Origin of the sequence: Synechococcus sp. O70.2, from assembly GCF_047462135.1 — a bacterium.
GTDB lineage: Bacteria > Cyanobacteriota > Cyanobacteriia > Thermostichales > Thermostichaceae > Thermostichus.
The window spans coordinates 66,113-89,335 of record NZ_JANSIS010000002.1 but is presented as its reverse complement, the minus strand read 5'-3'; the positions used below and the strand labels follow the sequence as shown (position 1 = coordinate 89,335).

Sequence of the window (23,223 nt, the reverse complement as noted above, 5' to 3'; positions counted from 1 at the left end):
ACAGGTTGCTTGGAAAAATCGCTGCCTATTGCGCAGCCACGGGGTAAACGCTCACCTTCTGCCGCCGTTTGCCGTAGCGCTCAAAGGTAACAATGCCTGTAGCCACAGCAAACAAGGTGTCATCTCTACCAATGCGCACGTTCACCCCTGGGTGGAACTTGGTGCCCCGTTGCCTGACCAGGATATAGCCGGGATGAACCAGCTCGCCGCCAAAGCACTTCACACCCAACCGCTTGGAATTGGAGTCACGGCCGTTGCGGGTGCTGCCCGTTCCTTTTTTATGAGCCATAGCGCCTCCTATGCACCTGTGTTGCCGCTGAAAACTTCTAGTTCTCCGCCGCAGGGATCCCTGGCTCTGGAGCAGGCTGCGAAGTTGCTGGGGCTGTGGCTAGTGGCGTCCCGTTCAGTTCGATGGACTCAATGAGCACACGGGTCAAGAGCTGACGATGGCCTCTTTTCCTGCGGGTTCCCTTCTTCGGCCTCATCTTGTAGACGATGATTTTGTTGCCCCGGCGGTGTTGCAAAACCCGTGCCCTCACCACCGCCTCGGGAATATAGGGACGCCCTAGGGTTACTTGTCCCTCGTGGTTGATCAACAAGACCTGGGAGAGGGCCAAAGAGCTGTTTTCCTCTGTGTCAGGCAGGTGATCGATGTCGTAAAAGCGCCCCGCCTCTACCCAAAGCTGCTTGCCACTGGTTTCCACAATCGCGTAGGTCATGCCTTTTCCTTGCCGTACAGGTGCCCCTGCGGGTCTTAAAACCTGATCCGAGCGTTGACAGCAACTTATAATCCTAGCGGAAAAACTTGCTTCCTGTCAGCTTCATTCGGTCAGCTTTTCCCAAGCGGCCTGGAGGGCAGCTTGCATGCGCTGGGCAGCCCGTTTAAGGCGCTGCTGCCAGCTTTCCCATTTCTGCTGTAGGAACTCTGCCGCCTCATCCAGCAGGGAAAGGTCGAACTTGCCCCCTTTGGCTAGCTCGTCCCGCACTTGCTTGACCTTGACGCGCACTACCTCGGGCGGATCCTGCGGGCTGACTAGGGCTTTGAGGCGATCCCCCATGCGCTGAATGAGCTGCTTGACTTGGCGAGACTTTTCGCTCCAAAAGTTCTTTAGGCCCTCGGCCTCCGATTGGAGTCGCTGGGGAGCATCTTCCTTGACTACCACCGCGTCCACGTCGATGGCCTCTACGTCCTCAGGCAAGAGAACGGCGCGCCCCCCCCAAGGCTCGGCAATGCTGCCACCCAGAATATAAGCGGCAATCGCTCCAGTCTCCCAGTCAAAGAGAAAATCCTCAATCCAGCCGACCTCTCGATTCCCAATGCGCACTGTGCGACGGTAAAGAGAGCTGATGGGGGTTAGGGGGGTATCAAAAACGGTAGAGTAGGTCAGCAGCGCGTCTGGCCCGATGAGAGAAATCTGCTCCAAGGGGGTGTATCCCTGCTGGCTGGTGAAGTAGCAGACCCGTCCCTGCCCATCGACCCAGACTTCCTCGACAGTGCCCAGGGCTGTGGCAGTGCTGCCATCTATGGCCAGCAGGCCCACCACTTGGCTGCGTCGGACGATTTGTTCCATACAGAAGTTCTCCTGAAGTTGACAAGCAGCGGGGTTCAAGGGGGCTAAAGCCTTGGGCTGCTTAGCCTCCACGGTAGTAGTGTAGCTGCGCCCTGAGGCGGGCAATTTCCTGGGCCATGTCCAAAACCATGGCCGCCCCGACCCAGTTAAGGCCCAAGTCGCGATGCAGGCGGGTCATCTGGATTAAGCGCCGCAGTTGCTGGGGGTTGAGGTAGCAGCTTTCGGCTTCCACCAGGCCTTGCCCGAGCAACCACTCCAGCAGGTGAGGAGGGATCCCGGCTACTTCGCTTGCCTGCTCAAAGGTATAGAGCCGTTCTTCTACCCGCACAATGGCCAGGCTCATAGACTCACCTCCTGCAGCCGGGCGCGGGGATCCCAGCTTCGATTTTGCCGCAGTTTTTCGTAGAGATCCCGCTCAGTTGGGGAAAGGGATTTGGGCGTGACGACCTTCAGCCGCACCAGCAGGTCGCTCCGATGGCCTTGGGGATCCCGCCAACCTTGGCCGCGCAGCCGCAGGGTTTGGCCGCTATCCACGCCGGCAGGGATCTTCAGTTGCACCCGACCGGTGGGGGTGGGCACTTCCGCCGTGCCGCCTAAAACCGCCTCGTCAGGGGTGATGGGCAGCTCGCAAACCAGGTTGTCGCCCTCGAAGCGGAAGAAGGGGTGGGGAGGCAGCTCCAGGGTGAGGTAGAGATCTCCTCTTGGGCCGCCAAAGGGGCTATATTGACCCTTGCCCTTGACGCGGAGGCGGCTGCCCGGTTTGGCGCCGGGGGGGATGCGGATGGTGAGGGTTTCGCCGTCCACGCTTAGCCGCTTTTGGGTGCCGTGGAAAGCTTCTGCCCAGGTGAGGCCCAGGGTGCCCTCCACATCCTGCCCCGGCAGATCCACCGAGACGAACGGCCCAAACCCGGTGGTGAAGCCCTGAAAGCCGCCGCGGCGGGATCCCATGCGGCCCAGCAGCTCGTTGATAAACTCCTCGAAGCTGGCGTATTGGGCGAAGCCCTCCATGCCCGGCATTCCAGCCGCAGAGCCGGCACCCACCCGCTGCCAGTACTGGCCAAACTGGTCGTAGCGCCGCCGCTTGTCTGGATCGGAGAGCACCTCGTAGGCTTCGTTGATTTCCTTGAAGCGCTCCTCGGCTGCTTTGTTGCCGGGGTTCACGTCGGGGTGATACTGGCGAGCCAGCTTGCGATAGGCGCGCTTGATTTCCTCGGCAGAGGCATCTCTGCTGACGCCCAGGATCTTGTAGTAATCCTTGAAGTCACTCGCAGCCATAGGCTCACCCCTGCAAGGTTAGGTTAGAGTTTTTCGGGCTATTCTCAAGATATAAGGTTGCAGCTAAAAAAATTGGAGCAGACCCAGAACACGTACAGGCAGAGCGGCGAGATGGCGCTTTACTGTGCTCTTGCTACTTCGGAAACTTTTTGGGCTAGGTCTTGCGTTTGGAGAAGATCCCTTTCTCATCTCGTGTGAAAATTTGCTTGACCTTTTCCCAAGCTTTGAAGAGTGCATGGGTGGAGTTATTGCCCTCTTGTTTGGCTTGGTTGTAGGCTTCCACAAAGGTTTGCTGCGCTTCTTCCGAGAGGTCAGCGCGGATTTCCGGCGAGATGCTCTCTGGGGTTAAGTCTCCCTCTGGCTTACCGGGCAAGTTCAAGTCGGCAATGGAAACTTCCTCTCCGCCAGCACTCTGCAGCAGCAAGTAAATTTCGCCCGACTTCTCTTCCGGTACTTGCACCACCAACAAGAACTCGCCCGCCTGTACCCGGGTTTGGTAGATGGCGGCTTTCTCCTGCGGCATACCCAAGGCAATCAGGGCGGATCCCAGGCCCGCTCCCAGTGCTCCGTACAAAGCGCCGCCCGTTGCCCCCAACAAAGCGGCTCCCAGAGGCCCAGCAGCCACCACTGCCCCCAAAAAGGGAATGAACAGCACCCCCACGCCAGTGAGCAGCCCCAGCAGGGATCCGAACAGGGATCCATAGATGGCCCCATTGGTCAGACCGTCCAGAACCACATCTTTGCGGGTGATAAACCCGGTAATTTTGGCTTCGGTTTGAAAGTTGCGGCCAACAATGGAGATGCGATCGTTGGGAATGCCACGGTTCAAAAGCCGCTGGATACACTCTCGCACCTTGCCCTCTTCTTTGAAGGTGGCGGAAACACACTTTTTGGGAGCTTGGGCAAAAGCGCTCATACGCAATCTCCTGCTGAGTTTTACAGTGCCAAGGCAGGTTTTTTAACCTTTTCCCCATTACTACTCTCATCCATTGTCTCCCCTCATCAACAAAGGATCCAGTCGCAGAATCGCGAACCCCCTGGAGAAATCTCCGTACTGAGGATGCCAACTCTACCCTTACCCCCAGCCTCCTTCCAGGAGAGGGGAGTTGGGATTCAACGCACGCTACTTGCTGCCGGAATGACTGGGGGGTTTGGAGGAGCTACAGCAAGCAGATCCCGGCCATCAAGCCCTGGCAGACCCCCGTCAGGAAGTCTTGATCTAGGGTTTCGAGGGTGTCGCTTGGCTTGTGGTAGTGGGGGTTGCGCAAGAAGGCGGTGTCGGTAACCATAACGGCAGGGTAACCCGCATCCCAAAAGGGGGAGTGGTCGCTCAGGCGAGTGGCAGGTAGGATCAAGCCTCGCTGCCCGGCCAACAACCAACAGCAAGGGATCCCCACTTTCTGAAAATCACGCTGCAGCTTGAGCAGATCCCCCCAGGTGGGCCAGTTGCCGATGAGACCGATGTAATCTCCCCGGTTGGGGTAAAGCTTCTCAAGGCCGGCGGGGTAGCGTTGGGATCCGGAGGTGGGATCCCGGTAGCCCAGCATCTCCAACGACAGCATTAGCCGCAGGGGCTGGCGCTGTTGTCTGAGAAAGCGGGCGTAGGCCCTGCTGCCTATCATCCCCCGCTCTTCCAGGTCGAAGGCCACCAGCCACAGAGGAGAAGGGGCAGGGTCAGCAGCAAAATGGCGGGCCAATTCCAGCAGTACCGCCACGCCGCTGGCGTTGTCGTCGGCTCCAGGGGTGGCCGGGGCAGCGTCAAAGTGGGCTCCCACCAGGATAGGCGGCCGACCCGGGCGGGATCCGGGCAACTTCAAGATCCAGTTGCAGTGCTGGCGGCCGTTGGCCTCAAAGGGGAAAGGCTCCACCGGGCCGCACTCGGAAAGCTGTTTTTGGATATACTGCTCCACCTGCCGGTGGCCCAAGGGCGACCAGTCGGGATCGCGGGGCTGGGCTACCTGGCGGAGATGGGCTTCTAAGCGCCGCTGCAGGTCTTCGCTCCCCACCTCCGGCATCAGTTTTCTACCTCAGAGTGGATGGCTTGGGCGTGAACCTGGCGGGCCAGCTCCAGGCTGAAGTAACTGTGGGATCCTGCCGTTCCCGCCAACACTTGAAAAGGCAGATCAGGCTCTCCCAAATGATCCAGCACCAAAGCTGCCCCAGAAAAATCCTGATCTCGAGTGTAATCGTTAACCGTCACCACGGTGGGGACACCTGCCTGCTGTGCCGAGCGCAGCCCGTTCTCCGAGTCCTCAAAGGCCAGGCACTCCTGGGGATCTAAGCCCATCCGCTCCAAGGTGTAGAAGTAGATGTCCGGAGCTGGCTTCTTGGCGGGAACCACATCGCCGGCAGCGATGACCTCAAACCAGCCCAGGCTCTCCGGCAGGGTCTGCTCCAAGAGGGCCGTCACGTTTTCGGGCGTGGTGGTGGTGGCGATGGCCAGACGGATCCCAGCGGCCCTGGCTTCCTGCAAGAGGCGCTTGACTCCAGGGCGCAAAGGGATCCCTCCTTGGGCCAACAAAGCTGTGTAGTGGCGAGTTTTAGCCTGGTGCAGCCGGGCTATCAGGGCCGTCAGGTCTTCCTCGGCAGGCAGTGGCGGCTGGCAGGTCTCGATGAAGTGGCGAATGCGCTCTTTGCCGCCTGTGATAGCCAGGAGCTGGCCGTAGAGCTCCACCGACCAGTGCCAGTCCAACTCTGCCTCAGCAAAGGCCGCGTTAAAGGCCACGCGGTGCCCATCCCGCTCTGTATCTGCCAGCGTGCCATCCACGTCGAAAATCAAAGCTTGCAGCTCCATCCGGCCAGCCTCTGGTCAAGGGGGCAAGCCACCCTATGCTAGATCCTCTTAGCCGGTTCCTAGGAAGGCCAACAAGATGAGAAAATGAGGCACCGGTTATCCAAGTCTCGCCATGAGCTTTGACTTTGACTTGATCATCATCGGTGCTGGCGTTGGCGGCCATGGCGCGGCGTTGCATGCCGTCGAGTCCGGCCTAAAAACCGCCATCGTCGAGTGCGCCGAAATGGGCGGCACCTGCATCAACCGCGGCTGCATCCCCTCCAAGGCGCTGCTGGCCGCCTCAGGACGCCTGCGGGAACTGCAAAACAGCTCCCAGCTAGGGCTGCAGGTGGGATCCATCCAGGCTGACCGGGAGGCGATTGCCGCCCACGCCACCCAAGTAGTGGAGAAGATCCGCGCCGACATGACCCGCTCGCTGGAAAAGCTGGGGGTAACGATCCTGAGGGGACGAGGCAGGCTGGCAGGGCTGCAAACGGTCGAAGTGCAGGGGGAAGGAGGATCCCAGACCTACACAGCGCGGGACATTATCTTGGCTACGGGTTCTCGACCCCTCGTGCCGCCGGGGATCGAGGTGGATGGCCGCACGGTGTTTACCAGCGACGAGGCGGTGCGGCTGGAGTGGATCCCAGAGCGGCTGGCCATCATCGGCAGCGGCTACATTGGCCAAGAGTTTGCCGACGTCTACACGGCGCTGGGATCCCAGGTCATCCTCATCGAAGCCCTGGAGACGCTGATGCCAGCCTTTGACCCCGACATTGCCCGCCTGGCCCAGCGGGTGCTGATCAAATCCAGGCAAATCCAGACCTACGTAGGGGTTTTGGCCAAACAGGTAATCCCTGGTCAGCCGGTAACCATCCACCTATCCAATGGCGAGACGCTGCAGGTGGATGGTTGTCTGGTGGCCGCTGGGCGGATCCCGGTCTCCGAGGAACTGGGCCTAGCAGAGCTAGGGGTGGAGTTAGACAAGCGCGGCTTTGTGCCGGTGGATAGCCGCATGGCCACGGAGTTGCCCCACCTGTGGGCCATCGGCGATGTGACGGGCAAGATGATGTTGGCCCACGCGGCAGCAGCCCAGGGGAGGGTGGCGGTGGAAAACATCTGTGGACGCCCTGCTTACATGGATTACCTGAGCATCCCGGCAGCAGTGTTCACCCACCCCGAGATGGGCTTTGTGGGGCTAACCGAGCCCCAAGCCAAAGCCGAGGGCTATAGCGTGGGCACGGTGCGCACCTACTTTGGCGGCAACTCCAAGGCCATTGCCTCTGGCGAGACTGAGGGCATGGTGAAGCTGGTCTTCGACAAGGAGACGGGGCTTTTGCTGGGATCCCACATCTTTGGTCCCCACGCAGCGGATCTCATCCACGAGGCAGCCCAGGCCATCGCCCGCCGCGCCACGGTGCAAGAGCTGGCCCGCCTGGTGCATGTTCACCCCACCTTGGCAGAGACGCTGGAGGAGGCCTACCGGCGAGCTGCCCACAGCTTGGCAGTGGCCTAGCCAGCAGGTTTCCCCTCCAGCCCTTGAGAAAGCCATAGGATTGGGAGGGAAGTACGCAGGAGGAAGTCCTCTTGGTTACCGAAGCCGAAATTACACGGGCAGTGCAAGCCCAGTACGAAACCTTCCCCTATCCCCCTGTTCCCTACGACCAGCCCTTTGAGGGCTTTTCCAGCCTGGGCAGCTATACCTTGGCCCAATACGCCCGCACCCGCACCTTGCAAGAGCCCACTGGGGCCAGGTTTTTGGTGGCCGGCTGCGGCACTGGTTGGGAGATGCACGTCATCGCCGCCAGCAACCCCGGATATGACGCCGTGGTAGGGATCGACCTCAGCCGCCCAGCCCTGGAGATTGCCCAGAAGCGGATCAAGTACCACGGCCTGCGCAACTGCTCGGTGCATCATGGGGATCTCATGGATCCCTCCACCTGGCCGGAGGGAAGCTTTGACATGATCAGCTCCTATGGGGTAATCCACCACACCGCCGATCCCGTCAAGGCCCTAAAGAACTTGGCCTCGCGGTTAGCACCCGATGGCGTGATGGCCCTGATGCTCTACAACCGCTCAGGCCGTTGGCATGTCTACCGCATTCGTCGTGCCTTGGAGCTGCTGGGGATTACTCCACCGGCCACCCGGGAAAAGATCGAATTTGTGCGGCAACTGCTGAAGGCAGCTCATCCCAACTCCCTCTTGGCCAAGCACGCCAAGGCCCATGAGGAATACTACCTAGCAGACGAGAACATCGTCGACAACTTCTTCCACGCCAACGACATTCCTTTTGACATCGGCGAAATCCCCGACCTTCTGGCCCAGGCGGGCTTGGAGTTTATCGATGTAGCCCCCTACTTGGACTACTGGAACGCCAAGCCTTTAATTGCTGCTACTCACACCGAGTTCCATCGCCGCTACGAGGCCCTTTCTCGCCTCGACCAGCTACGAGTTATCGAGTATCTGGAGCCTCTTTACCACACGCAAAATCTCTTTTGGTGCTGCCATCAGGGCAAAAAGGTGGCCAGTTGGGATCCTTTTACCCCTGAGTTTTTCCAAAGCTCCCGTTGGCAGCTCAACCCCCTCTTTGTCCAGCACGGCAAAGTGCGCTACTGGGATCAAACCATCCCCTTTTCGGATCTGCTGGGCAAGGTGGATCCGACCCAGATCGCGGCTCAAAAAATGGACATCTTCTGGTCCATTGCTCGCATTCCCGGCAAGATGATCGCCTCCAGCCGCTACCAGGTGGTGGAGCTGTTGTTGCCCCTAGCCAAGCAAGCTCGTTCTGGCGCCGAGATCTTGGCCGACCACGCCGAGAGAGCCGAGCACGTCCTTCGCCTCTTTCGGGAGTGGGAAGCGGATCGGCTAGTGCTGCGAGTTGCTCCCTAACTAACTCCCCCCCTTCCTAAGGAGCTACGAGGCGGGCTGGCGGCCACCCACAATGGCGCGGCAGCGAATGTAGGGCCCGCCGGCATCCACCTTGGCTGGCTGGCCCTTGCCGCAGTGGCCGGATCCGAGATCCCAAAGGAAATCTCGCGACACAGCGTCCACTGACTGCAACACCTCAAAGGCATTGCCGGTGATAGTAACTCCCCGCAGCAGCTCCGCCAGCTTGCCATTGCGAATGCGGTAGGCCCGCTCCACGCCAAACATGAACTCGCCCGTGGAGTCGGCTTGCCCGTTCCTGGCCCCATCCAGGAAGTAGCCGTCGGGGGTGCTGGCGAGGATCTCTTCTAGCGTCTGGGATCCCGGCTCGATGTAGGTGTTGCGCATGCGGATGAGCGGCTCGTCGGCGTACTCCCAGGCGCGGGCATTGCCGGTGGGCTCGACGCCGAAGTGGGCGGCAGTCTCCCGGTTGTGCAGGTAGCTCACCAGGATGCCATTCTGGATGATGGTAGTGGTTTGGGTGGGAACACCTTCATCGTCCACGGGCAGCGTTCCCCCTGCCCCCGGCATAAATTCAGAACGGCCAGAGTCCTTGAGAGTAACCAGTTCGCTGGCCACCCGCTGCCCTAGCTTGCCAGCCGCCACCGAGCCCGCGAGGACGAAATCGGCCTCGACCGTGTGGCCAATGGCTTCATGCACCAGCAGTCCCACGATGGAAGGAGAGAGGATGACGGTGGCCCATCCCCCCTCGGCATAGCCTGCAGAGAGGAGATCCACTGCCGTGGCAGCCGCCTTCTCCGCCATCTGCAAGGGATCCGTCCGAAAAAGGCAATCCCACCCCCCCGTCACGCCAATGGACTCCGTGCCGCTGCTGAGTTGGCCATCGGCCTCAGCCACCGCCTGCACCCGCAATTCGGGGCGCACCAGCCGGAAGGCTACATCCGCCCCATCGGTGGTGACGATGGCTTTCTCCTCGTAGATCTCGTTGTAGGTGCAACTGGCGGAGGTGATGCGAGTGGAGGACTTGCGCGCCTGGGCTTCTGTTTCCAAAGCCAATTGAATCTTCGCCTCGAGTGGCTTGTTGACCACTTCCTCCACCCCGGGCTCGCAGAACTCCCCCTGGGCTAGTTGGACGCGGGGCAAAGCCTTCAGCTTCTGCTTGCGGCAGTTGGCGCTGGCGCGGGCCGCTTGCTGGGCCTCGGCAATGGCCTTGCGAATGGCTGCGGGTGAGAGATCCCCGGTGGCGGCAAAGCCCCAGGTGCCGTCTTCTAGCACCCGTACCCCCACCCCCGAGCGCCGCCGAACTGCCGTGCGCTCAATGCGGCCCTTTTCCGCCGTGACACTGCGAAAGACTTTGCTGTGGTAGCGCAGCTCCACAAAGCCGGAGTAATCCCGGAGGATGTCGCGCAGGAGATCTCGCATGGCAATGAGCAGGGAAGGCCGTACTCAATCCAGCATAGCTTTGTTTTCGGCGGAGTCCTCCGGCTGCCACTTCAGCACCAAGGTAGAAAGGGGGGGCAGGCAGAGATCAAGAGAGTAGGGCAGGTTGTGGTAGGGCCAGTCCTCTGTCCACTTGCCTCCTAGGTTGCCAACGCCGCTGCCCCAGAACTCCACCGCGTCGCTGTTGAGGAGCTCCCGGTAAAACCCCCGCTCCGGCACCCCAATGCGGTAGTTTGGCCAGACCACGGGGGTGAAGTTGCAGACCACCACCAGCCACTCCTTGGGATCCTCCCCATAGCGGATGAAAGAGATAATGCCCCGATGGTCGCTGCAGTCGATCCAGCGGAAGCCTTCTGGCTTGGTGTCTTGGGTGTAGAGAGCCGGTTGCGAGCGCAGCAGCTGGTTGAGAGTGGCTACGTAGTGGCGCAGCTTGGCGTGGGGCTCATACTGCAGCAGCTCCCAGTCTAGATCTGCCCAAACATTCCACTCGTTCCACTGGCCAAACTCCATGCTCATGAACAGGGTTTTCTTGCCAGGGTGAGTGAACATGTAGCCGTAGAGAGCCCGCAAGCTGGCGAACTTGTGCCACAGATCTCCTGGCATTTTGCCCAGCATGTGGCTTTTGCCGTGTACCACCTCATCGTGGGAAAAAGCGAGCATGTAATTTTCGCTAAAGGCATACATGAGGCTAAAGGTTACCAGGTTGTGGTGGAACTGGCGAAACCAGGGATCCATGCGGAAATAATCCAGCATGTCGTGCATCCAGCCCATGTTCCACTTCAGGTTAAAGCCCAGACCGCCCACGTGAGTTGGCCAGGTCACCATTGGCCAGGCAGTCGATTCCTCAGCAATGGAAAGAACACCAGGGTAGTACTTGAAAATAAGGGTATTGAGCTGACGGAAAAAGTCGATGGCCTCTAGGTGTTCCCGACCGCCGTAGCAATTGGGGATCCATTCCTTGCGGTCGTAATCCAGATAGAGCATCGAGGCCACTGCATCCACCCGAATGCCGTCAACGTGGTACTTGTCAAACCAAAAGAGGGCGTTGGCCACCAGATAGTTGCGCACCTCGTTGCGGCCGTAATTGAAAACTAAGGTGCCCCAGCCTTTGTGTTCGCCCTTGCGGGGGTCAGCATATTCGTAGAGGTGGGTACCGTCAAAAAAGGCCAGCCCATGCCCGTCTTTGGGAAAATGCCCTGGCACCCAATCGATAATGACACCAATTCCCTCCTGGTGAGCGCGATCGACAAAGTACATAAAGTCCTGCGGGGAGCCGTAGCGGGAGGTTACGGCGTAGTAGCCGATAACCTGGTAGCCCCAGGAGCCGTCGAAGGGGTGCTCGGCCACGGGCAAGAGCTCGATGTGGGTAAAGCCCATCTCCTTAACGTAGGGGATGAGTTTGTCCGCCAGCTCCCGGTAGGTGAGAAAGCGGGTGTTGGGCTTGCGCTCCACTGGCACCAGGTGGCCATCGGCGGGCGGGTCTTCGGTGGAGGCGTGCATCCAGGATCCCAGGTGGACCTCGTACACCGAAATGGGGGAGCGCAGCGGGTCAGTGGCAGCCCGTTTTTCCATCCACTCCTGGTCATGCCAGGTGTAGGTGTTGAGGTCAACCACAATGGAGCCGGTTTTGGGGCGAACCTCCTGTTGGAAGCCGTAGGGATCCGACTTTTCGTAGATGTCCCCCCAGGGGGCCTTCACCTCGTATTTGTAGATGGCTCCTGGCCCGAGGCCGGGGATAAACAGGACCCAGATGCCGCTTTCGTCTAGGCGCTTCATCTGGTGCTGGCGCCCATCCCAGTGGTTGAAGTCGCCAATAACACTGACGTTGCGGGCATTGGGAGCCCAGACGGCAAAGTGCACTCCCTGAACCCCGTCCACGCTTATGGGGTGAGCGCCCAACTTCTCGTAGATGCGGTGGTGGTTGCCCTCGTTGAAGAGGTAGCGATCCAGCTCGCCGATGTGGTTGACCTTCTCCGGCGGAAAGCGATACGGATCCTCCCATTCTTCCAGGTGTTGGCCCTCCGGATCCCAAACCCGCTGCGCTCGCAAAAAGTAGTCTGGCAGGGGGGTTCCTGGCTCGAAGCGCAGCTCAAACAGGGTTTCTGGATGCAGCGGCTGCATGGGGTGGGCCTGCCCAGTGGCACGTTCCACCAGCCAAACCTGCCGCGCGTTAGGCACCAAGGCACGCACCAGCCAGAAGGACACCTCCCCCTGCTCTATCTGCTGCGGCCCCAAAACAGCATAGGGATCCTGCCATTGGTTGGTAACAAACTGAACCACTTGCTCGGCAGACAGGAGAAAGCCCATGGCAACCCCCAGCAGACCCTTGATCTCAGTCTAACGACGGCTGGCTACCGCTCTAGCTCGAGCGTCCCCGCTAGGAGTTCTCCAGCTTGCCTTGACATTATCCTCCTCGAGAACCAGCTCCCAAGAAAGCAGGAGCCAAGCGCTTTCTCCTGGAAGGGAGAACTTGCTAGAGTGAGACGGGCAATCCCTTTCCAAGCTGGGTTGGTCAGCCTGTTCTGTTTTTCAGGTTCTGAGGATTTATGGCTATCCTGCTGTTGAGCAAACCTATCCTGGCTGTTAGCATCTTTGGCATGGGCCTGCCAGAGCTGGCGGTGATTGGGCTGATCGCAGTAGTGGTGTTTGGCCCCAAGAAGCTGCCAGAGTTGGGCAGCGCCCTTGGCAAAGCCTTGCGCAGCTTTAAGGAAGAGATGAATAACCCCAGCCGTGAGGAGGAGTCTCCTGCCAGCGCCGAGAAGCCAAAGGCAGAGAAGGTGCCTGAAAAGGATGCCGCCTAGGTATGACCTATCCGCATCGATGGCTGTCTTTGTAGCTGGCTGATCCCCCCTTGGACGTCGAAGTCCCTGCCTGCCCTACCTGCACTCTAGGGATCCCCCTTCTTCCCTTCCATTGGCGGCAGAGATCCAGGTGTCCCACACGCCTCTAGGAGTGATACCCTGAGGAAAAGTGTAGGATTACAACCGGAGCAACTGCCATGCTCAAGTGCACCACCCGCCACATTCACATCTTTGCTGGCGAGGTGACGGCTGATAACCGCTTGGTGCCCCGCGACGATGTGCTGACCCTCGATGTGGATCCCGATAACGAGCTAGTCTGGAACGACGCTGCTCTGCAGAAGGTCTATGCCCGCTTCGAGGAATTGGTGGAGGAGTACCGAGGCCGGGATCTGACGGAGTACAACCTGCGGCGCATCGGATCTGAGCTGGAACACTTCATCCGCTCCCTGCTTCGGCAAGGGGAGATTGCCTACAACCTGCAAGGGCGCACCCTCAACTACAGCCTAGGCTTTCCCCAGATCCCTGCGGAAAAAGTTGTGGATCAGTACATTCCCAAAAGCTAGCTTCTTTCCCCTTCCCCATTAGCTGTTATCGGAGTCCAGCCCATGTCTGGAGAACCTACCCCCGCCCAGGAGACTACCGCCGAAGTCGCCAAGCCTGCTGAGGAAGCAACCCGCCCTTCCAAGGCTGCTGCAAAAAAACCCGCCAAAGAAGTCAAAGAAGAAAAACCCTTCGAGCAACTGATTACAGAAGAGGTGATCCCGGCGGCCATTGCCGCTTTTCAAAAACGCGGCGTCCACGATTTGCAGTTGCGCCTGGAAGGCAAGACGCTGATTGGCTCCTTTGCCGGCGGCCAGAAGCAGTTTAGCGTCCTCTTTGCCGAGGGATCCCTAAACGGCCGTAAGTTCTTCCGCTGCACTACTGCAGGATCCCCGGCCAGCACTCTCGAGTCTTTTATGATCGACGAGCGCCGCGTCGATGTGCCCTTGTTTGTGTTCTACTTGGTGCAGCGCCTCTACGCCCAGCAGTGGTATTGAGGGAGCCCCTGGCCAACCCTGTGGATCCCGCCAGCGGGATCCTTTTTTAGCCTTGCGGGAGATCTGCTCACAAGGGGGGAGGGATTATTTTGTGAAGAAAGGTAAGGCGATGCTGCAGGGGATTGCGAAATGTACATCGTGCAGATTGCGTCGGAATGTGCCCCAGTCATCAAGGCAGGTGGGCTGGGGGATGTGGTGTACGGCCTCAGCCGGGAGCTAGAAGTGCGGGGGCACTGCGTCGAGCTGATTCTGCCCAAATACGACGTCATGCGCTACGACCAAATCTGGGGCCTGCACGACGCCTACCGCGACCTCTGGGTGCCCTGGTATGGCGGGGCTATTCACTGCTCGGTGTACTGCGGCTGGGTGCATGGCCGCCTTTGCTTTTTCATTGAGCCCCACTCCAGCGATAACTTTTTTAACCGCGGCTGCTACTACGGCTGCCCAGATGACAACATGCGCTTTGCCTTTTTCAGCAAGGCTGCCCTGGAGTTTCTCCTCAAAAGCAACAAGCGCCCCGACATCATCCATTGTCACGACTGGCAGACAGGCCTGGTGCCGGTGCTGCTGTTTGAGATTTACAAGTACCACGGCATGGAAAACCAGCGGGTGTGCTACACCATTCACAACTTTAAGCATCAGGGCTTTGGGGGGCCGGAAATTCTGTGGGCCACGGGACTCAATCGCGAGCCCTATTACTTCCACTACGACCGCCTGCGCGATAACTTCAACCCTTTTGTCCTCAACTTTATGAAAGGGGGGATTGTCTTTTCCAACTTTGTAACAACAGTCTCACCCACCCACGCCCTGGAAGCACGATTTGGCGACTACGGCTATGGACTGGGACACACGCTCTACTTGCACCAGCACAAGTTTCGCGGCATTTTAAACGGCGTTGACTACGACATTTGGAACCCCGAGATTGACCGTTTTATCCCTTTTCAATACACTGCACAGACTTTAGAAAACAAGGCCAAAAACAAGAAAGCCCTGCGGGAGCGGCTATGGCTACGCGATGTTGACAAGCCTATTGTGGCCTATATCGGGCGGCTAGATGAGCAAAAGGGCGTACATCTGGTGCATCATGCCATCTATCGCTCCTTGTTTAAAAATGCTCAGTTTGTCCTGCTGGGATCCGCCACCGAGCCAGGAATTGGCGCCTGGTTTGCCCATGAGAAACGTTACCTCAACGACAACCCCGATGTTCACATCGAGCTAGCTTTCAACGAAGAGCTCTCCCACCTCATCTATGCGGGGGCAGATATCCTCGTGGTGCCCAGCCACTACGAACCCTGCGGACTGACGCAGATGATTGGCTTAAAGTACGGCACAGTGCCCGTGGTGAGAGGGGTAGGCGGCCTGGCGGATACGGTTTTCGACCGCGACTACGACACTCGCAAATTGCCGGAGCAACGCAATGGCTACGTGTTCTACCACACAGATCACGCGGCTCTGGAGTCGGCGCTGGATCGGGCCATTGACCTGTGGTACACCGCTCCCGACCAGTTTCGCCAGCTGCAAATCCAGGGCATGAGCTACGACTACTCCTGGAACTACCCCGGCAAAGAATACCTAGAGATCTACGAGTTCATTCGTCACCGCTGATCCAGCCAGCGATCCCCAGCGATCCCCGCCCTTGACCGCCAAGGGGGAAATGCTGGACGATAGGTAGCGATCCCGCTCTTTTTTATTGCCCAGGAAGGCGAGCTTACTCCGCTATCTTCTACCTATGAGTTTGGGTTATCTTGCCCTGGTACTCCACGCGCACCTGCCCTTTGTGCGCCACCCCGAGCAGGACTTTGTGCTGGAAGAAGAATGGCTCTACGAAGCCATTACCGAGACCTATGTCCCGCTGCTGCACATGTTTGAGGGGCTCCGGAGAGATGGCATTGACTTTCGCCTCACCATGTCCCTGACGCCACCTCTGGTGTCGATGCTGCGGGATCCCTTGCTGCAGGAGCGCTACGACCACTACCTCAGCAAGTTGGAAGAGCTAGCCCAACTGGAGTACGACAAGAATGCCCACAACGGCCACATTCGCTACCTGGCGGAGCACTACATCAAGCAATTTGCCATGGTGCGGGATCTCTGGGAGCGGTACGACCGGGATCTGGTGCAGGCCTTCAAGCAGTTTCAAGACAGCGGCAACCTGGAGATCATCACCTGTGCCGCTACCCATGCCTACCTGCCCCTGATGCAGATGTATCCCCAGGCAGTCTGGGCGCAGTTGATAGTAGCCTGTGAGCACTACAACGAGCACTTTGGCCAATGGCCGCGGGGGGTCTGGCTACCCGAATGCGCCTACTACCAGGGGTTGGAGCGGATGGTGGCCGATGCTGGGCTGCGCTACATGATTACCGACGCCCACGGCCTGCTATATGCCAAGCCACGGCCCCGCTACGGCATGTACGCCCCCATCTTTACCGAGACCGGCGTTGCCGTCTTCGGTCGCGACCACGAGTCTTCCCAGCAGGTGTGGTCGGCGGAGGTAGGCTACCCTGGGGACCCCGTCTATCGCGAGTTCTACAAAGACCTGGGGTACGAGGCCGACTACGAGTACATCAAGCCCTACATCATGCCCAATGGCCAGCGGAAGAACACCGGCATCAAGTACCACCGCATCACCGGGCGCAACCTGGATCTGGGGCAAAAGGAACTCTACGATCCCTACTGGGCGCGAGAGAAAGCAGCCGAACATGCCGGCAACTTCATGTTCAACCGCCAACGGCAAATCGAGTACTTGTCCAGCGTCATGGGGCGTCCGCCGTTGGTGGTGGCTCCCTACGATGCCGAGCTCTTCGGTCACTGGTGGTATGAGGGACCCTGGTTTTTGGATTTCCTCATCCGCAAGAGCCACTTCGACCAAAATACCTATCGCATGACCCACCTGGCGGAGTACCTGCGGGAGAACCCTACCCACCAGGTGTGCAAACCTGCTCAGTCTAGCTGGGGGGCGCGCGGCTTCCACGAGTACTGGCTCAACCCCACCAATGCCTGGATCTATCCCCACCTCCACAAGGCTACCGAGCGCATGATTGAGCTGAGCCGCCGTGAGCCCGCCGATGACCTAGAGTGGCGAGCCCTAAACCAGGCAGCGCGGGAGCTGATGCTAGCTCAATCCTCGGACTGGGCTTTTATCATGCGCACGGGGACGATGGTTCCCTACGCGGTACGCCGCACCAAGTCTCATCTACTGCGCTTTAACCACCTCTACGAGAAGATTCAAGCGGGTCAGTTTCGGCGGGAAAAAGTTACGCCCGAAGATGAGCAGTGGCTGGCCAAGGTGGAATATATGGACAACATCTTCCCCAATATCAACTACCGGGTTTACCGGCCGCTCTAGAGTGCCCAGAAGGGCTGGAGTTCCAACCACCCCCAGCTAAAGCCGGGGATCTCTGCAGGGATCCCTGGCTCTAGAGCTTAGCGCCGCACTCGGGGCAGAACTTGTGCGAGCTGGGGTTCTTAGCGCCGCAGTTGGGGCAATAGATCAACTCGGCAGCCTGCTCCAGTTGCCGCTTTTCCGGCAGGCCAATCATCTGGTAGTTGGCTTTGCCAGCAGGCACCATTGGGTAGCAGTTCTCATCCCGCTTGACCACAAAATCAGCCACTACTGGCCCCTCATGGCGCAGCATCTCCTGGATAGCGTCGTCCACTTGATCGGGGTGATCGACGCGCATGCCCTTGATACCAAAGGCTTCGGCCAGCTTGACAAAATCTGGCATGCCCGCCGCCATATCGGAGTGAGAATAGCGCTCGCCGTGGAAAGCCTGTTGCCACTGCCGCACCATGCCTTGCCAGCCGTTGTTGATAATGGCCACCTTAGTGGCAATGCCGTACTGGGCCACCGTGCCCAGCTCCTGCATATTCATCTGGAAGCTGGCATCGCCACTGATGCAGATGACTTCCTCGTGAGGCAGGGCCACCTTGACTCCTATGGCTGCTGGAAAGCCGTAGCCCATGGTGCCTAAGCCGGCGCTGGAGATCCAGCGGCGGGGTCCAGTGCGCAGAAACTGGGCCGCCCACATTTGGTGCTGACCCACATCAGTGGTGTAGTAGGCGTGGGGAGCATGGCGCCGAAACGCCTCAATGACCTGCTGCGGGGCGATCACGCCCTCATAGGAGGGCACCTGCAAGGGGTACTCCCGTTTCCAGCGCTCGATCCGCGCCAGCCAAGCTTGCGTTTGGCCAGGGGTGTAGGGCATTTTGCTTAGCTGCGCCAACAGCTCCACCAAAACGGTGCGCACATCTCCCACAATCGGCACGTCAGGGACGCGGTTTTTGCCCACCTCCGCTGGGTCGATATCGACGTGGATAACTTTGGCATGCTTGGCGAATTCGTCCAGCTTGCCGGTTACACGGTCGTCGAAGCGAGCTCCAAGGGCAATGAGCAGGTCGCACTCGGTAACAGCAAAGTTGGCGTAGGCCGTGCCATGCATGCCCAGCATCCCCACTGAGAGGGGATCATTCTCATCAAAGGCCCCCTTGCCCATGAGGGTGGTGGTTACCGGGATCTGGTAAGTGTGGGCCAGCTCCGCAATCTCAGCATGGGCTCCGGAGATGATGGCCCCGCCGCCCACGTAGAGCAAGGGTCGCTTGGCCTGCAGGATCAGTTTGGCTGCCGCGTGGATCTGGCGAGGGTTGCCCCGCACAGTGGGCCGGTAGCCGGGGATATTGACCTCACTGACCGGCTGGTAGTCGAACTCTTCCAGGCCCACATCTTTGGGGATGTCGATCAACACTGGACCGGGTCGCCCCGTGCTGGCGATGTGGAAGGCCTCGGCCACAATCCGGGCCATCTGCCGGGGGTCGCGCACCACGTAGGAGTGTTTGACAATGGGCAGGGTGATGCCAAAAATGTCAGTCTCCTGAAAGCCATCAGTACCAATCAAATGGCGGGGCACCTGGCCAGTAATGGCCACCAGAGGCACAGAGTCCATCATGGCGTTGGCGATGCCTGTCACCAAATTGGTTGCCCCCGGCCCCGAGGTGGCAAAGCACACCCCCACCTTGCCGGTAGCGCGGGCGTAGCCATCGGCAGCATGGGCAGCGGCCTGTTCGTGGCGGACTAGGAAATGCTTGAGTAGCCCTTGGGATTCGGCCTTGTACAGCTCGTCGTAAATGGGCAGGATCGCTCCTCCCGGATAGCCGAAAATGTGCTGCACCCCATGGCGATGTAAGCTATCCACCAGTGCGTAGGCCCCTGTTGCCACGATGTCCTCTCCCCCCTACCGAGCGTTCAACCTGGAGCGCCTGCATCAGAAGACTGGCCAGCTTTTTAATTCAATTCAACAGTCTAGCAGGGGTTTGCTCTGGGGCTCTGCTTGGGGGTGGATCTCTGTAAAGACGGCGTCTGCCGCGCTCTGGATAGAAGAAGGTAGCCGCTAGCCCCCTAGCTTGTTGGCGAGGTTGCCCCATGAGGCAAACTCCCGCAAAGCTGGCCAGCAGCTATCCCCCTAGGAGCTTGAGCACCGACTGGGATCCCCTGCCGTCAATCCATAGCGGGCTAGAAAACGGGGCAAATCAATCACCTGACAGGTATAGGATCCCTGCATCACCAGTCGCCCCTGCTGGGTGATCTCTGCCTGAAACTGAACGCGCCTTCCCTCCACAGCCACGACTTCAACCTCAACCTGCAAGGGATCCCCCACTACCGCCGCTGAGCGGTGTTCCAGGGCAAAGCGGATCCCGACGGCAGCTTCTTCTGCCTCGTAGAAGGGCTGCAAGGTGGTGTGGCCACATCGCTCGATCAGCGCCAACAGAGCCGGAGAGGCGATGACCTGCACACCGGGATTGCCCAGGGCCTCTGCCGTGTGCTCAGGGCCAGGGATCCCTTGCCAAGTGCCACGGGTGCCAAGGGGAACGGGTTTCACGGAAAAAGACGCAGCACAGAAGCGCTGGGAGGGGGAGCGCTGTCCTCGCGATATTTTACAGCCCCAAGCCACTGAGGCAGTAGCAAAGATAAGCTGGAAGGAGGCAGCAAGGGGGCGTTCATGTCCTCAGGACCCTACAAATTCGATCTCTTCCTGCGCTACCACCGCGCCCAGACCCGCTGGGTACGGCAACTGGCCGAGCGGCTGGACCAAGAGGGGTTCAAGGTCTGGTTCGATCGCTGGATGCTGCAACCCGGGGATAACCGCAAGCTGGAACTGCAACTGGCCATCGAGCAGTGCCGCTGGATTGGGGTGGTGGCCTCGCCGGAGTTTGTTGCCAATCCCTGGCCCCGAGATGAGCTCTACAGTGGCTTCTCCCACGCCCCGCCCCGGCAAAACCAGCGTCTCTTGACCCTGCTCCACACGCCCACTGAGCTGCCTCAGCCCCTGGCAGAAGCGCCGCTGGTGGATTTTAGCGGCTCTGAGGAAGACCCGGTGCTGTTTGAGTACCGGGCCCGCGAGCTGATGCACTTTTTGGACCCCAGCTTTCCCGCCCCTGGGGATCTCCAGCGATTTCGGCTGCACTACCGCCGCCGTGAGGAACCTCCTGAGGATGAGGAAGTGCGGGGGTTCCAAGCTTTTCTACGAGCCATTCAGCTAGCCATCCTGCGCATTGCCACCGGCGAACTGCCTTCCGCCACGCCAGAGGAAGGGGCACGCAAGATTGCCATTTTGCAATTTCTTCAGCGCCTGTTTCAGTGGAATAGCGCCGATATCCAGTTTGAGCGAGCGGAGGAGTGGCGCAAGCGAGGCAACCTAACCGAGGCTCTAGCTGCCTACGACCGCGCCTTGAACATGGATCCCAACTTTGCCCTGGCCTGGAGTCGGCGCGGCGACGTGTTGGTGCAGTTAGGCCGCTACCGCGAGGCAATCGACAGCTACCACGGATCCCTGAGCATTAACCCCTATGACGAGGAGACGCGGCTGCGCTTGGCCCTAATTCTGGGGCGCCTGGGCCAGTACAAAGCGGCGGTGGTCAACTACGACAGGGTGCTGGAGAGCAACCCCGAAGATGCCTTGGCCTGGCACAATCGCGGCATTCGTCTGCTGCAACTCAAACGGCCAAAGCTGGCCCTCAACAGCTTGAACAAGGCGTTGCGACATAACCCCAAGCAACCCCGCAGCTGGTTGGCGCGTGGGATTGCCCTGCGACGGCTGCGGCGGCCCAGTGCAGCGGCGGCCAGTTTTGCCCGGGTCTTGAAGCTCAATCCCAGGAGCGCGCGGGTCTGGCGCTACCAAGGGAATGCTCTGCTCCACTGCCAGCGGCTGCGCTCAGCCATTGAGTGTTACAAGCGCTCGCTGCGACTGCGCCGTCGGGATCCCGTGACGCTATACAACTTGGGCGTGGCCCTGTTGCGCCTGGGGCAGTACCGGTTAGCCAGCAAAGCCCTGGAACGCGCCCTGCGCTATGACCCTGACAACCCCAAAGGCTGGTATGCCCGCGGCGTGGCTTTCCAGAAATTGGGCTACCTCAAAGAGGCCTGCATCCACTTCGAGGAGGCCCTGAAGATCCAGCCAGAGAACTTTCCGGCCCGCTATGCCCTGGCGGCGGTTCTGCAAGCGTTGGGGCAGTACGAGGCTAGTTTGGAGCAGTTCCAACGCCTACTGCAGCAGCGTCCTGGCAGCGTAGCCTGCTGGTTTGGCCAGATCACAAGCCTGCGGCGCTTGGGTCGGCTGGAGGAGGCCCTTGCTGCCAGTCAGCAGAGAACCAGCCTCAATGAGCAGGATCCCTGGGGCTGGTTTGCCTTAGGGCTGGTCTATGGCGACCTGAAAGAGGCAGAAAAAGCGGTGGAGGCCTACTCGCGGGTTTTGCTGCTGACCCCCGAGGACGCAGTGGCCCTCAACAACCGCGCCTGGGAAGCCCTGAAGCTGGGGAAATTGGAGCTGGCTTTAGCCGACGCCCAACGGGCCACAGAACTGGAGCCCCAGCGGCCTGCCTTTTGGCATACCTTGGGGCTAGCCCAACTGCGGACTGGCCAGCGGGAAGCGGCCCAGGCTAGTTGGCAGCGCTGCCTAGAGCTAGACCCCCAGTTTCAGCCCGCCCAAGCGGCGCTGCAGGAGTTGGCTCTTGTCAATCCCGCCGCGAGCCCTGCCCCTGCGGCAATGCCAGGTTCAGCCTTGCCAGCGCTGGAGACCCTCAGCCCTCAAGAAGAACTGCCCACCCCTGTGCAGCAGCCAGTAGGCAGAGCTGGACTTTTAGGTGTGAAAGGGAATAGCGAGCAGGGGCAACAGCGCCAACCCTAGCCAACCCCAACTCTCCCGAGACGGCGAGGGCCCGGAGACCTCAGGCCCTTTGGGCTGCAGCAAAGCCTCAATGCGCTCTTGCAGGCGCCCTCCTGGAGGGGGGTCCATTTCCAGGGCAAAGCCAACCCAGGCATTTGACGGCTGCTGTCCCCTCCCATAGCTCACCACCTGCAGCAGCGCCTCTCCCAGCACCAAGGGATCCACCCGCTGGGCTGCCCAGCGATCCGCTCGCAGTTCCCGCAGGGTCAGCAACTCCTGCCAGAGAAGCTCCGTATTCGGCAGCCAAGCGCTAAGGCGGCGCAGCCAGCCCACCGCCAACATCCACAGGGTATCGCGGTAGTGGCGATGGGCCTCTTCGTGGATCAGCACTGCCCGCAGGTGTTCTTCATCCAACTGCTGCAGCAGGCCGCGGCTAACTACCAGTTGCGAGTTCCACACGCCTACCTGAGCGGCAAAAGGGATCTCCAAGTCCAAAACGTAAGCCGAAAAGCCACACAAATTCACCTGCGCCAGGGCCTGCCGGTGGGCGCGTTGACAGGAGCACCAGTACTCCCCAATCCAGCGCAGGGCCAAGCCTGCGGCCGCCGCCAGTACCAACAGCGCACAGCCGTAGGAAAACCACCCTCCCGCTCCAGCCATTTGTCCCCGTGGCCCCATCCAGGCCAAAGCCAGGGCGGTTGTTAGCAAAAACAGGGGCGGCAGCAAGAAGTGGATCCAGGCCCACTGCCAGCGCTGCGCCCAGGAGCCCGCCCTATCTAGCCGCACTTGGGCTCGCCACAGCCAACTGAAGGCCAAGCCCAACAGCAACAGGCCCAGGTGGCTCACTGGGGATCCCTCCTAGCCTGGCGGGCTGCTCGCAGCCGTTCGGCAATCGCCTGCAACTGGGAAACACTGGCCTGATCCAGGCTGTCGGCAAAGGCGGCCACGGTGTCTGGGTCGCTCACCGCCAAAAACTGCTGCAAGTGGGCAAAGGCTCTTAGGCTAGCAGCTTCCTGGCGAGAGAGACGGGGCCGCCACAGCATTGGCAAAGACCGCCCCTCGGCATCGGTGCGCCGCTCACAGCTTACCCAGCCCTTTTGGCTCAGGCGCCGCAAAACGGTAGTTACCGAGGCATAAGCCAGCTCCCGATCCGGGTCGGCCAGAATGCGCTCGTGGATTTGACGAGTGCTGGCACTGCCGAGATCCCAAAGGATTTCAAGGATCTCCGACTCCAGAGGGCCCAGTGACAGTTGCTTGGGACGATGCTTTGGCAACATGATCCCCTGC

General features: G+C 59.9%; 22 protein-coding genes. 8 read left to right on the top strand and 14 right to left on the bottom strand.

The window, feature by feature from the left end:
• Positions 1 to 25: 25 nt before the first annotated feature.
• The 8 genes from rpmA to NW812_RS02910 all read right to left on the bottom strand — a co-directional run bounded on the left by rpmA (position 26) and on the right by NW812_RS02910 (position 5,640).
• Positions 26 to 289: a 50S ribosomal protein L27 gene (rpmA, locus tag NW812_RS02945; RefSeq protein WP_414393939.1), complete on the bottom strand. Its 264-nt coding sequence runs from the start codon at positions 287 to 289 to the stop codon at positions 26 to 28.
• Positions 290 to 326: 37 nt separating this feature from the next.
• The gene (rplU, locus tag NW812_RS02940; protein ID WP_414393937.1) at positions 327 to 719 is read right to left on the bottom strand and encodes a 50S ribosomal protein L21; all 393 of its coding nucleotides are present in this window, start codon (positions 717 to 719) and stop codon (positions 327 to 329) included.
• Between the two features lie 102 nt (positions 720 to 821).
• On the bottom strand, positions 822 to 1,571 hold the full coding sequence (locus NW812_RS02935) for a photosystem reaction center subunit H (RefSeq protein ID WP_414393935.1): 750 nt from the start codon (positions 1,569 to 1,571) through the stop codon (positions 822 to 824).
• Positions 1,572 to 1,632: 61 nt separating this feature from the next.
• Positions 1,633 to 1,914: a chaperone modulator CbpM gene (locus NW812_RS02930; RefSeq protein WP_414393933.1), complete on the bottom strand. Its 282-nt coding sequence runs from the start codon at positions 1,912 to 1,914 to the stop codon at positions 1,633 to 1,635.
• On the bottom strand, positions 1,911 to 2,846 hold the full coding sequence (locus NW812_RS02925) for a DnaJ C-terminal domain-containing protein (protein ID WP_414393932.1): 936 nt from the start codon (positions 2,844 to 2,846) through the stop codon (positions 1,911 to 1,913). Before NW812_RS02925 ends, NW812_RS02930 begins: the two co-directional genes overlap by 4 nt.
• Positions 2,847 to 3,000: 154 nt before the next feature.
• The gene (locus NW812_RS02920; RefSeq protein WP_414393930.1) at positions 3,001 to 3,762 is read right to left on the bottom strand and encodes a ChaB family protein; all 762 of its coding nucleotides are present in this window, start codon (positions 3,760 to 3,762) and stop codon (positions 3,001 to 3,003) included.
• A gap of 244 nt (positions 3,763 to 4,006) precedes the next feature.
• Positions 4,007 to 4,861, bottom strand: coding sequence for a M28 family peptidase (locus tag NW812_RS02915; RefSeq protein WP_414393928.1), 855 nt, complete (start codon positions 4,859 to 4,861; stop codon positions 4,007 to 4,009).
• On the bottom strand, positions 4,861 to 5,640 hold the full coding sequence (locus tag NW812_RS02910; RefSeq protein WP_414393927.1) for an HAD family hydrolase: 780 nt from the start codon (positions 5,638 to 5,640) through the stop codon (positions 4,861 to 4,863). The genes NW812_RS02915 and NW812_RS02910 overlap by 1 nt, the downstream gene beginning before the upstream one ends.
• A 112-nt stretch (positions 5,641 to 5,752) precedes the next feature.
• On the opposite strand from NW812_RS02910, the gene lpdA reads away from it, so the two are divergent.
• Positions 5,753 to 7,135 carry a dihydrolipoyl dehydrogenase gene (lpdA, locus tag NW812_RS02905; RefSeq protein ID WP_414393926.1) on the top strand — a complete coding sequence of 461 codons (1,383 nt, stop codon included), beginning with the start codon at positions 5,753 to 5,755 and terminating at the stop codon, positions 7,133 to 7,135.
• 71 nt (positions 7,136 to 7,206) lie between these two features.
• Positions 7,207 to 8,508 (top strand): class I SAM-dependent methyltransferase, encoded by a 1,302-nt coding sequence (locus NW812_RS02900; RefSeq protein ID WP_414393924.1) that lies wholly within the window; start codon positions 7,207 to 7,209, stop codon positions 8,506 to 8,508.
• Positions 8,509 to 8,532: 24 nt separating this feature from the next.
• Here NW812_RS02900 and NW812_RS02895 read toward each other — a convergent pair whose 3' ends face one another.
• Both NW812_RS02895 and glgB read right to left on the bottom strand, forming a co-directional pair.
• Positions 8,533 to 9,927, bottom strand: coding sequence for a TldD/PmbA family protein (locus NW812_RS02895; protein WP_414393922.1), 1,395 nt, complete (start codon positions 9,925 to 9,927; stop codon positions 8,533 to 8,535).
• A gap of 24 nt (positions 9,928 to 9,951) precedes the next feature.
• Positions 9,952 to 12,252, bottom strand: coding sequence for a 1,4-alpha-glucan branching protein GlgB (gene glgB, locus NW812_RS02890; protein WP_414393921.1), 2,301 nt, complete (start codon positions 12,250 to 12,252; stop codon positions 9,952 to 9,954).
• A 239-nt stretch (positions 12,253 to 12,491) separates the two neighbouring features.
• Between glgB and tatA the strand changes: the two genes are divergently transcribed.
• The 5 genes from tatA (at position 12,492) to NW812_RS02865 (ending at position 17,126) form a co-directional block, all read left to right on the top strand.
• Entirely contained in the window at positions 12,492 to 12,746 is a 255-nt protein-coding gene (gene tatA / locus NW812_RS02885) for a twin-arginine translocase TatA/TatE family subunit (protein ID WP_414393919.1), read from the top strand.
• A 197-nt stretch (positions 12,747 to 12,943) separates the two neighbouring features.
• Positions 12,944 to 13,309: an NAD(P)H-quinone oxidoreductase subunit M gene (locus tag NW812_RS02880; RefSeq protein WP_414393917.1), complete on the top strand. Its 366-nt coding sequence runs from the start codon at positions 12,944 to 12,946 to the stop codon at positions 13,307 to 13,309.
• Between the two features lie 42 nt (positions 13,310 to 13,351).
• Positions 13,352 to 13,783: a DUF2996 domain-containing protein gene (locus tag NW812_RS02875; RefSeq protein ID WP_414393915.1), complete on the top strand. Its 432-nt coding sequence runs from the start codon at positions 13,352 to 13,354 to the stop codon at positions 13,781 to 13,783.
• Positions 13,784 to 13,912: 129 nt separating this feature from the next.
• Positions 13,913 to 15,388, top strand: coding sequence for a glycogen synthase GlgA (glgA, locus tag NW812_RS02870; RefSeq protein WP_414393913.1), 1,476 nt, complete (start codon positions 13,913 to 13,915; stop codon positions 15,386 to 15,388).
• A gap of 124 nt (positions 15,389 to 15,512) precedes the next feature.
• Entirely contained in the window at positions 15,513 to 17,126 is a 1,614-nt protein-coding gene (locus NW812_RS02865; RefSeq protein WP_414393912.1) for a glycoside hydrolase family 57 protein, read from the top strand.
• Between the two features lie 70 nt (positions 17,127 to 17,196).
• Here NW812_RS02865 and ilvB read toward each other — a convergent pair whose 3' ends face one another.
• Together ilvB and NW812_RS02855 are read right to left on the bottom strand one after the other, a co-directional pair.
• Positions 17,197 to 18,993: a biosynthetic-type acetolactate synthase large subunit gene (gene ilvB / locus NW812_RS02860; RefSeq protein ID WP_414393910.1), complete on the bottom strand. Its 1,797-nt coding sequence runs from the start codon at positions 18,991 to 18,993 to the stop codon at positions 17,197 to 17,199.
• A gap of 243 nt (positions 18,994 to 19,236) precedes the next feature.
• The gene (locus NW812_RS02855) at positions 19,237 to 19,653 is read right to left on the bottom strand and encodes a thioesterase family protein (protein ID WP_414393908.1); all 417 of its coding nucleotides are present in this window, start codon (positions 19,651 to 19,653) and stop codon (positions 19,237 to 19,239) included.
• A gap of 120 nt (positions 19,654 to 19,773) precedes the next feature.
• On the opposite strand from NW812_RS02855, the gene NW812_RS02850 reads away from it, so the two are divergent.
• Positions 19,774 to 21,957: a tetratricopeptide repeat protein gene (locus NW812_RS02850; RefSeq protein WP_414393906.1), complete on the top strand. Its 2,184-nt coding sequence runs from the start codon at positions 19,774 to 19,776 to the stop codon at positions 21,955 to 21,957.
• Here the strand turns inward: NW812_RS02850 and NW812_RS02845 are convergent.
• Positions 21,910 to 22,782, bottom strand: coding sequence for a M56 family metallopeptidase (locus tag NW812_RS02845; protein WP_414393904.1), 873 nt, complete (start codon positions 22,780 to 22,782; stop codon positions 21,910 to 21,912). The two genes, NW812_RS02850 and NW812_RS02845, sit on opposite strands and share 48 nt — an antisense overlap.
• The gene (locus NW812_RS02840; protein ID WP_414393902.1) at positions 22,779 to 23,213 is read right to left on the bottom strand and encodes a BlaI/MecI/CopY family transcriptional regulator; all 435 of its coding nucleotides are present in this window, start codon (positions 23,211 to 23,213) and stop codon (positions 22,779 to 22,781) included. Before NW812_RS02840 ends, NW812_RS02845 begins: the two co-directional genes overlap by 4 nt.
• Positions 23,214 to 23,223: the final 10 nt, after the last annotated feature.

What these genes read in the sequence shown, in the direction of transcription:
- rpmA (WP_414393939.1), bottom strand. Translation starts at nt 289, where the DNA reads ATGGCTCATAAAAAAGGAACGGGCAGCACCCGCAACGGCCGTGACTCC.
- NW812_RS02895 (WP_414393922.1), bottom strand. Translation starts at nt 9,927, where the DNA reads ATGCGAGATCTCCTGCGCGACATCCTCCGGGATTACTCCGGCTTTGTG.
- NW812_RS02915 (WP_414393928.1), bottom strand. Translation starts at nt 4,861, where the DNA reads ATGCCGGAGGTGGGGAGCGAAGACCTGCAGCGGCGCTTAGAAGCCCAT.
- glgA (WP_414393913.1), top strand. Translation starts at nt 13,913, where the DNA reads ATGTACATCGTGCAGATTGCGTCGGAATGTGCCCCAGTCATCAAGGCA.
- NW812_RS02865 (WP_414393912.1), top strand. Translation starts at nt 15,513, where the DNA reads ATGAGTTTGGGTTATCTTGCCCTGGTACTCCACGCGCACCTGCCCTTT.
- glgB (WP_414393921.1), bottom strand. Translation starts at nt 12,252, where the DNA reads ATGGGCTTTCTCCTGTCTGCCGAGCAAGTGGTTCAGTTTGTTACCAAC.
- NW812_RS02935 (WP_414393935.1), bottom strand. Translation starts at nt 1,571, where the DNA reads ATGGAACAAATCGTCCGACGCAGCCAAGTGGTGGGCCTGCTGGCCATA.
- NW812_RS02880 (WP_414393917.1), top strand. Translation starts at nt 12,944, where the DNA reads ATGCTCAAGTGCACCACCCGCCACATTCACATCTTTGCTGGCGAGGTG.
- rplU (WP_414393937.1), bottom strand. Translation starts at nt 719, where the DNA reads ATGACCTACGCGATTGTGGAAACCAGTGGCAAGCAGCTTTGGGTAGAG.
- NW812_RS02930 (WP_414393933.1), bottom strand. Translation starts at nt 1,914, where the DNA reads ATGAGCCTGGCCATTGTGCGGGTAGAAGAACGGCTCTATACCTTTGAG.
- lpdA (WP_414393926.1), top strand. Translation starts at nt 5,753, where the DNA reads ATGAGCTTTGACTTTGACTTGATCATCATCGGTGCTGGCGTTGGCGGC.
- NW812_RS02925 (WP_414393932.1), bottom strand. Translation starts at nt 2,846, where the DNA reads ATGGCTGCGAGTGACTTCAAGGATTACTACAAGATCCTGGGCGTCAGC.
- NW812_RS02920 (WP_414393930.1), bottom strand. Translation starts at nt 3,762, where the DNA reads ATGAGCGCTTTTGCCCAAGCTCCCAAAAAGTGTGTTTCCGCCACCTTC.
- tatA (WP_414393919.1), top strand. Translation starts at nt 12,492, where the DNA reads ATGGCTATCCTGCTGTTGAGCAAACCTATCCTGGCTGTTAGCATCTTT.
- NW812_RS02840 (WP_414393902.1), bottom strand. Translation starts at nt 23,213, where the DNA reads ATGTTGCCAAAGCATCGTCCCAAGCAACTGTCACTGGGCCCTCTGGAG.
- NW812_RS02910 (WP_414393927.1), bottom strand. Translation starts at nt 5,640, where the DNA reads ATGGAGCTGCAAGCTTTGATTTTCGACGTGGATGGCACGCTGGCAGAT.
- NW812_RS02850 (WP_414393906.1), top strand. Translation starts at nt 19,774, where the DNA reads ATGTCCTCAGGACCCTACAAATTCGATCTCTTCCTGCGCTACCACCGC.
- NW812_RS02875 (WP_414393915.1), top strand. Translation starts at nt 13,352, where the DNA reads ATGTCTGGAGAACCTACCCCCGCCCAGGAGACTACCGCCGAAGTCGCC.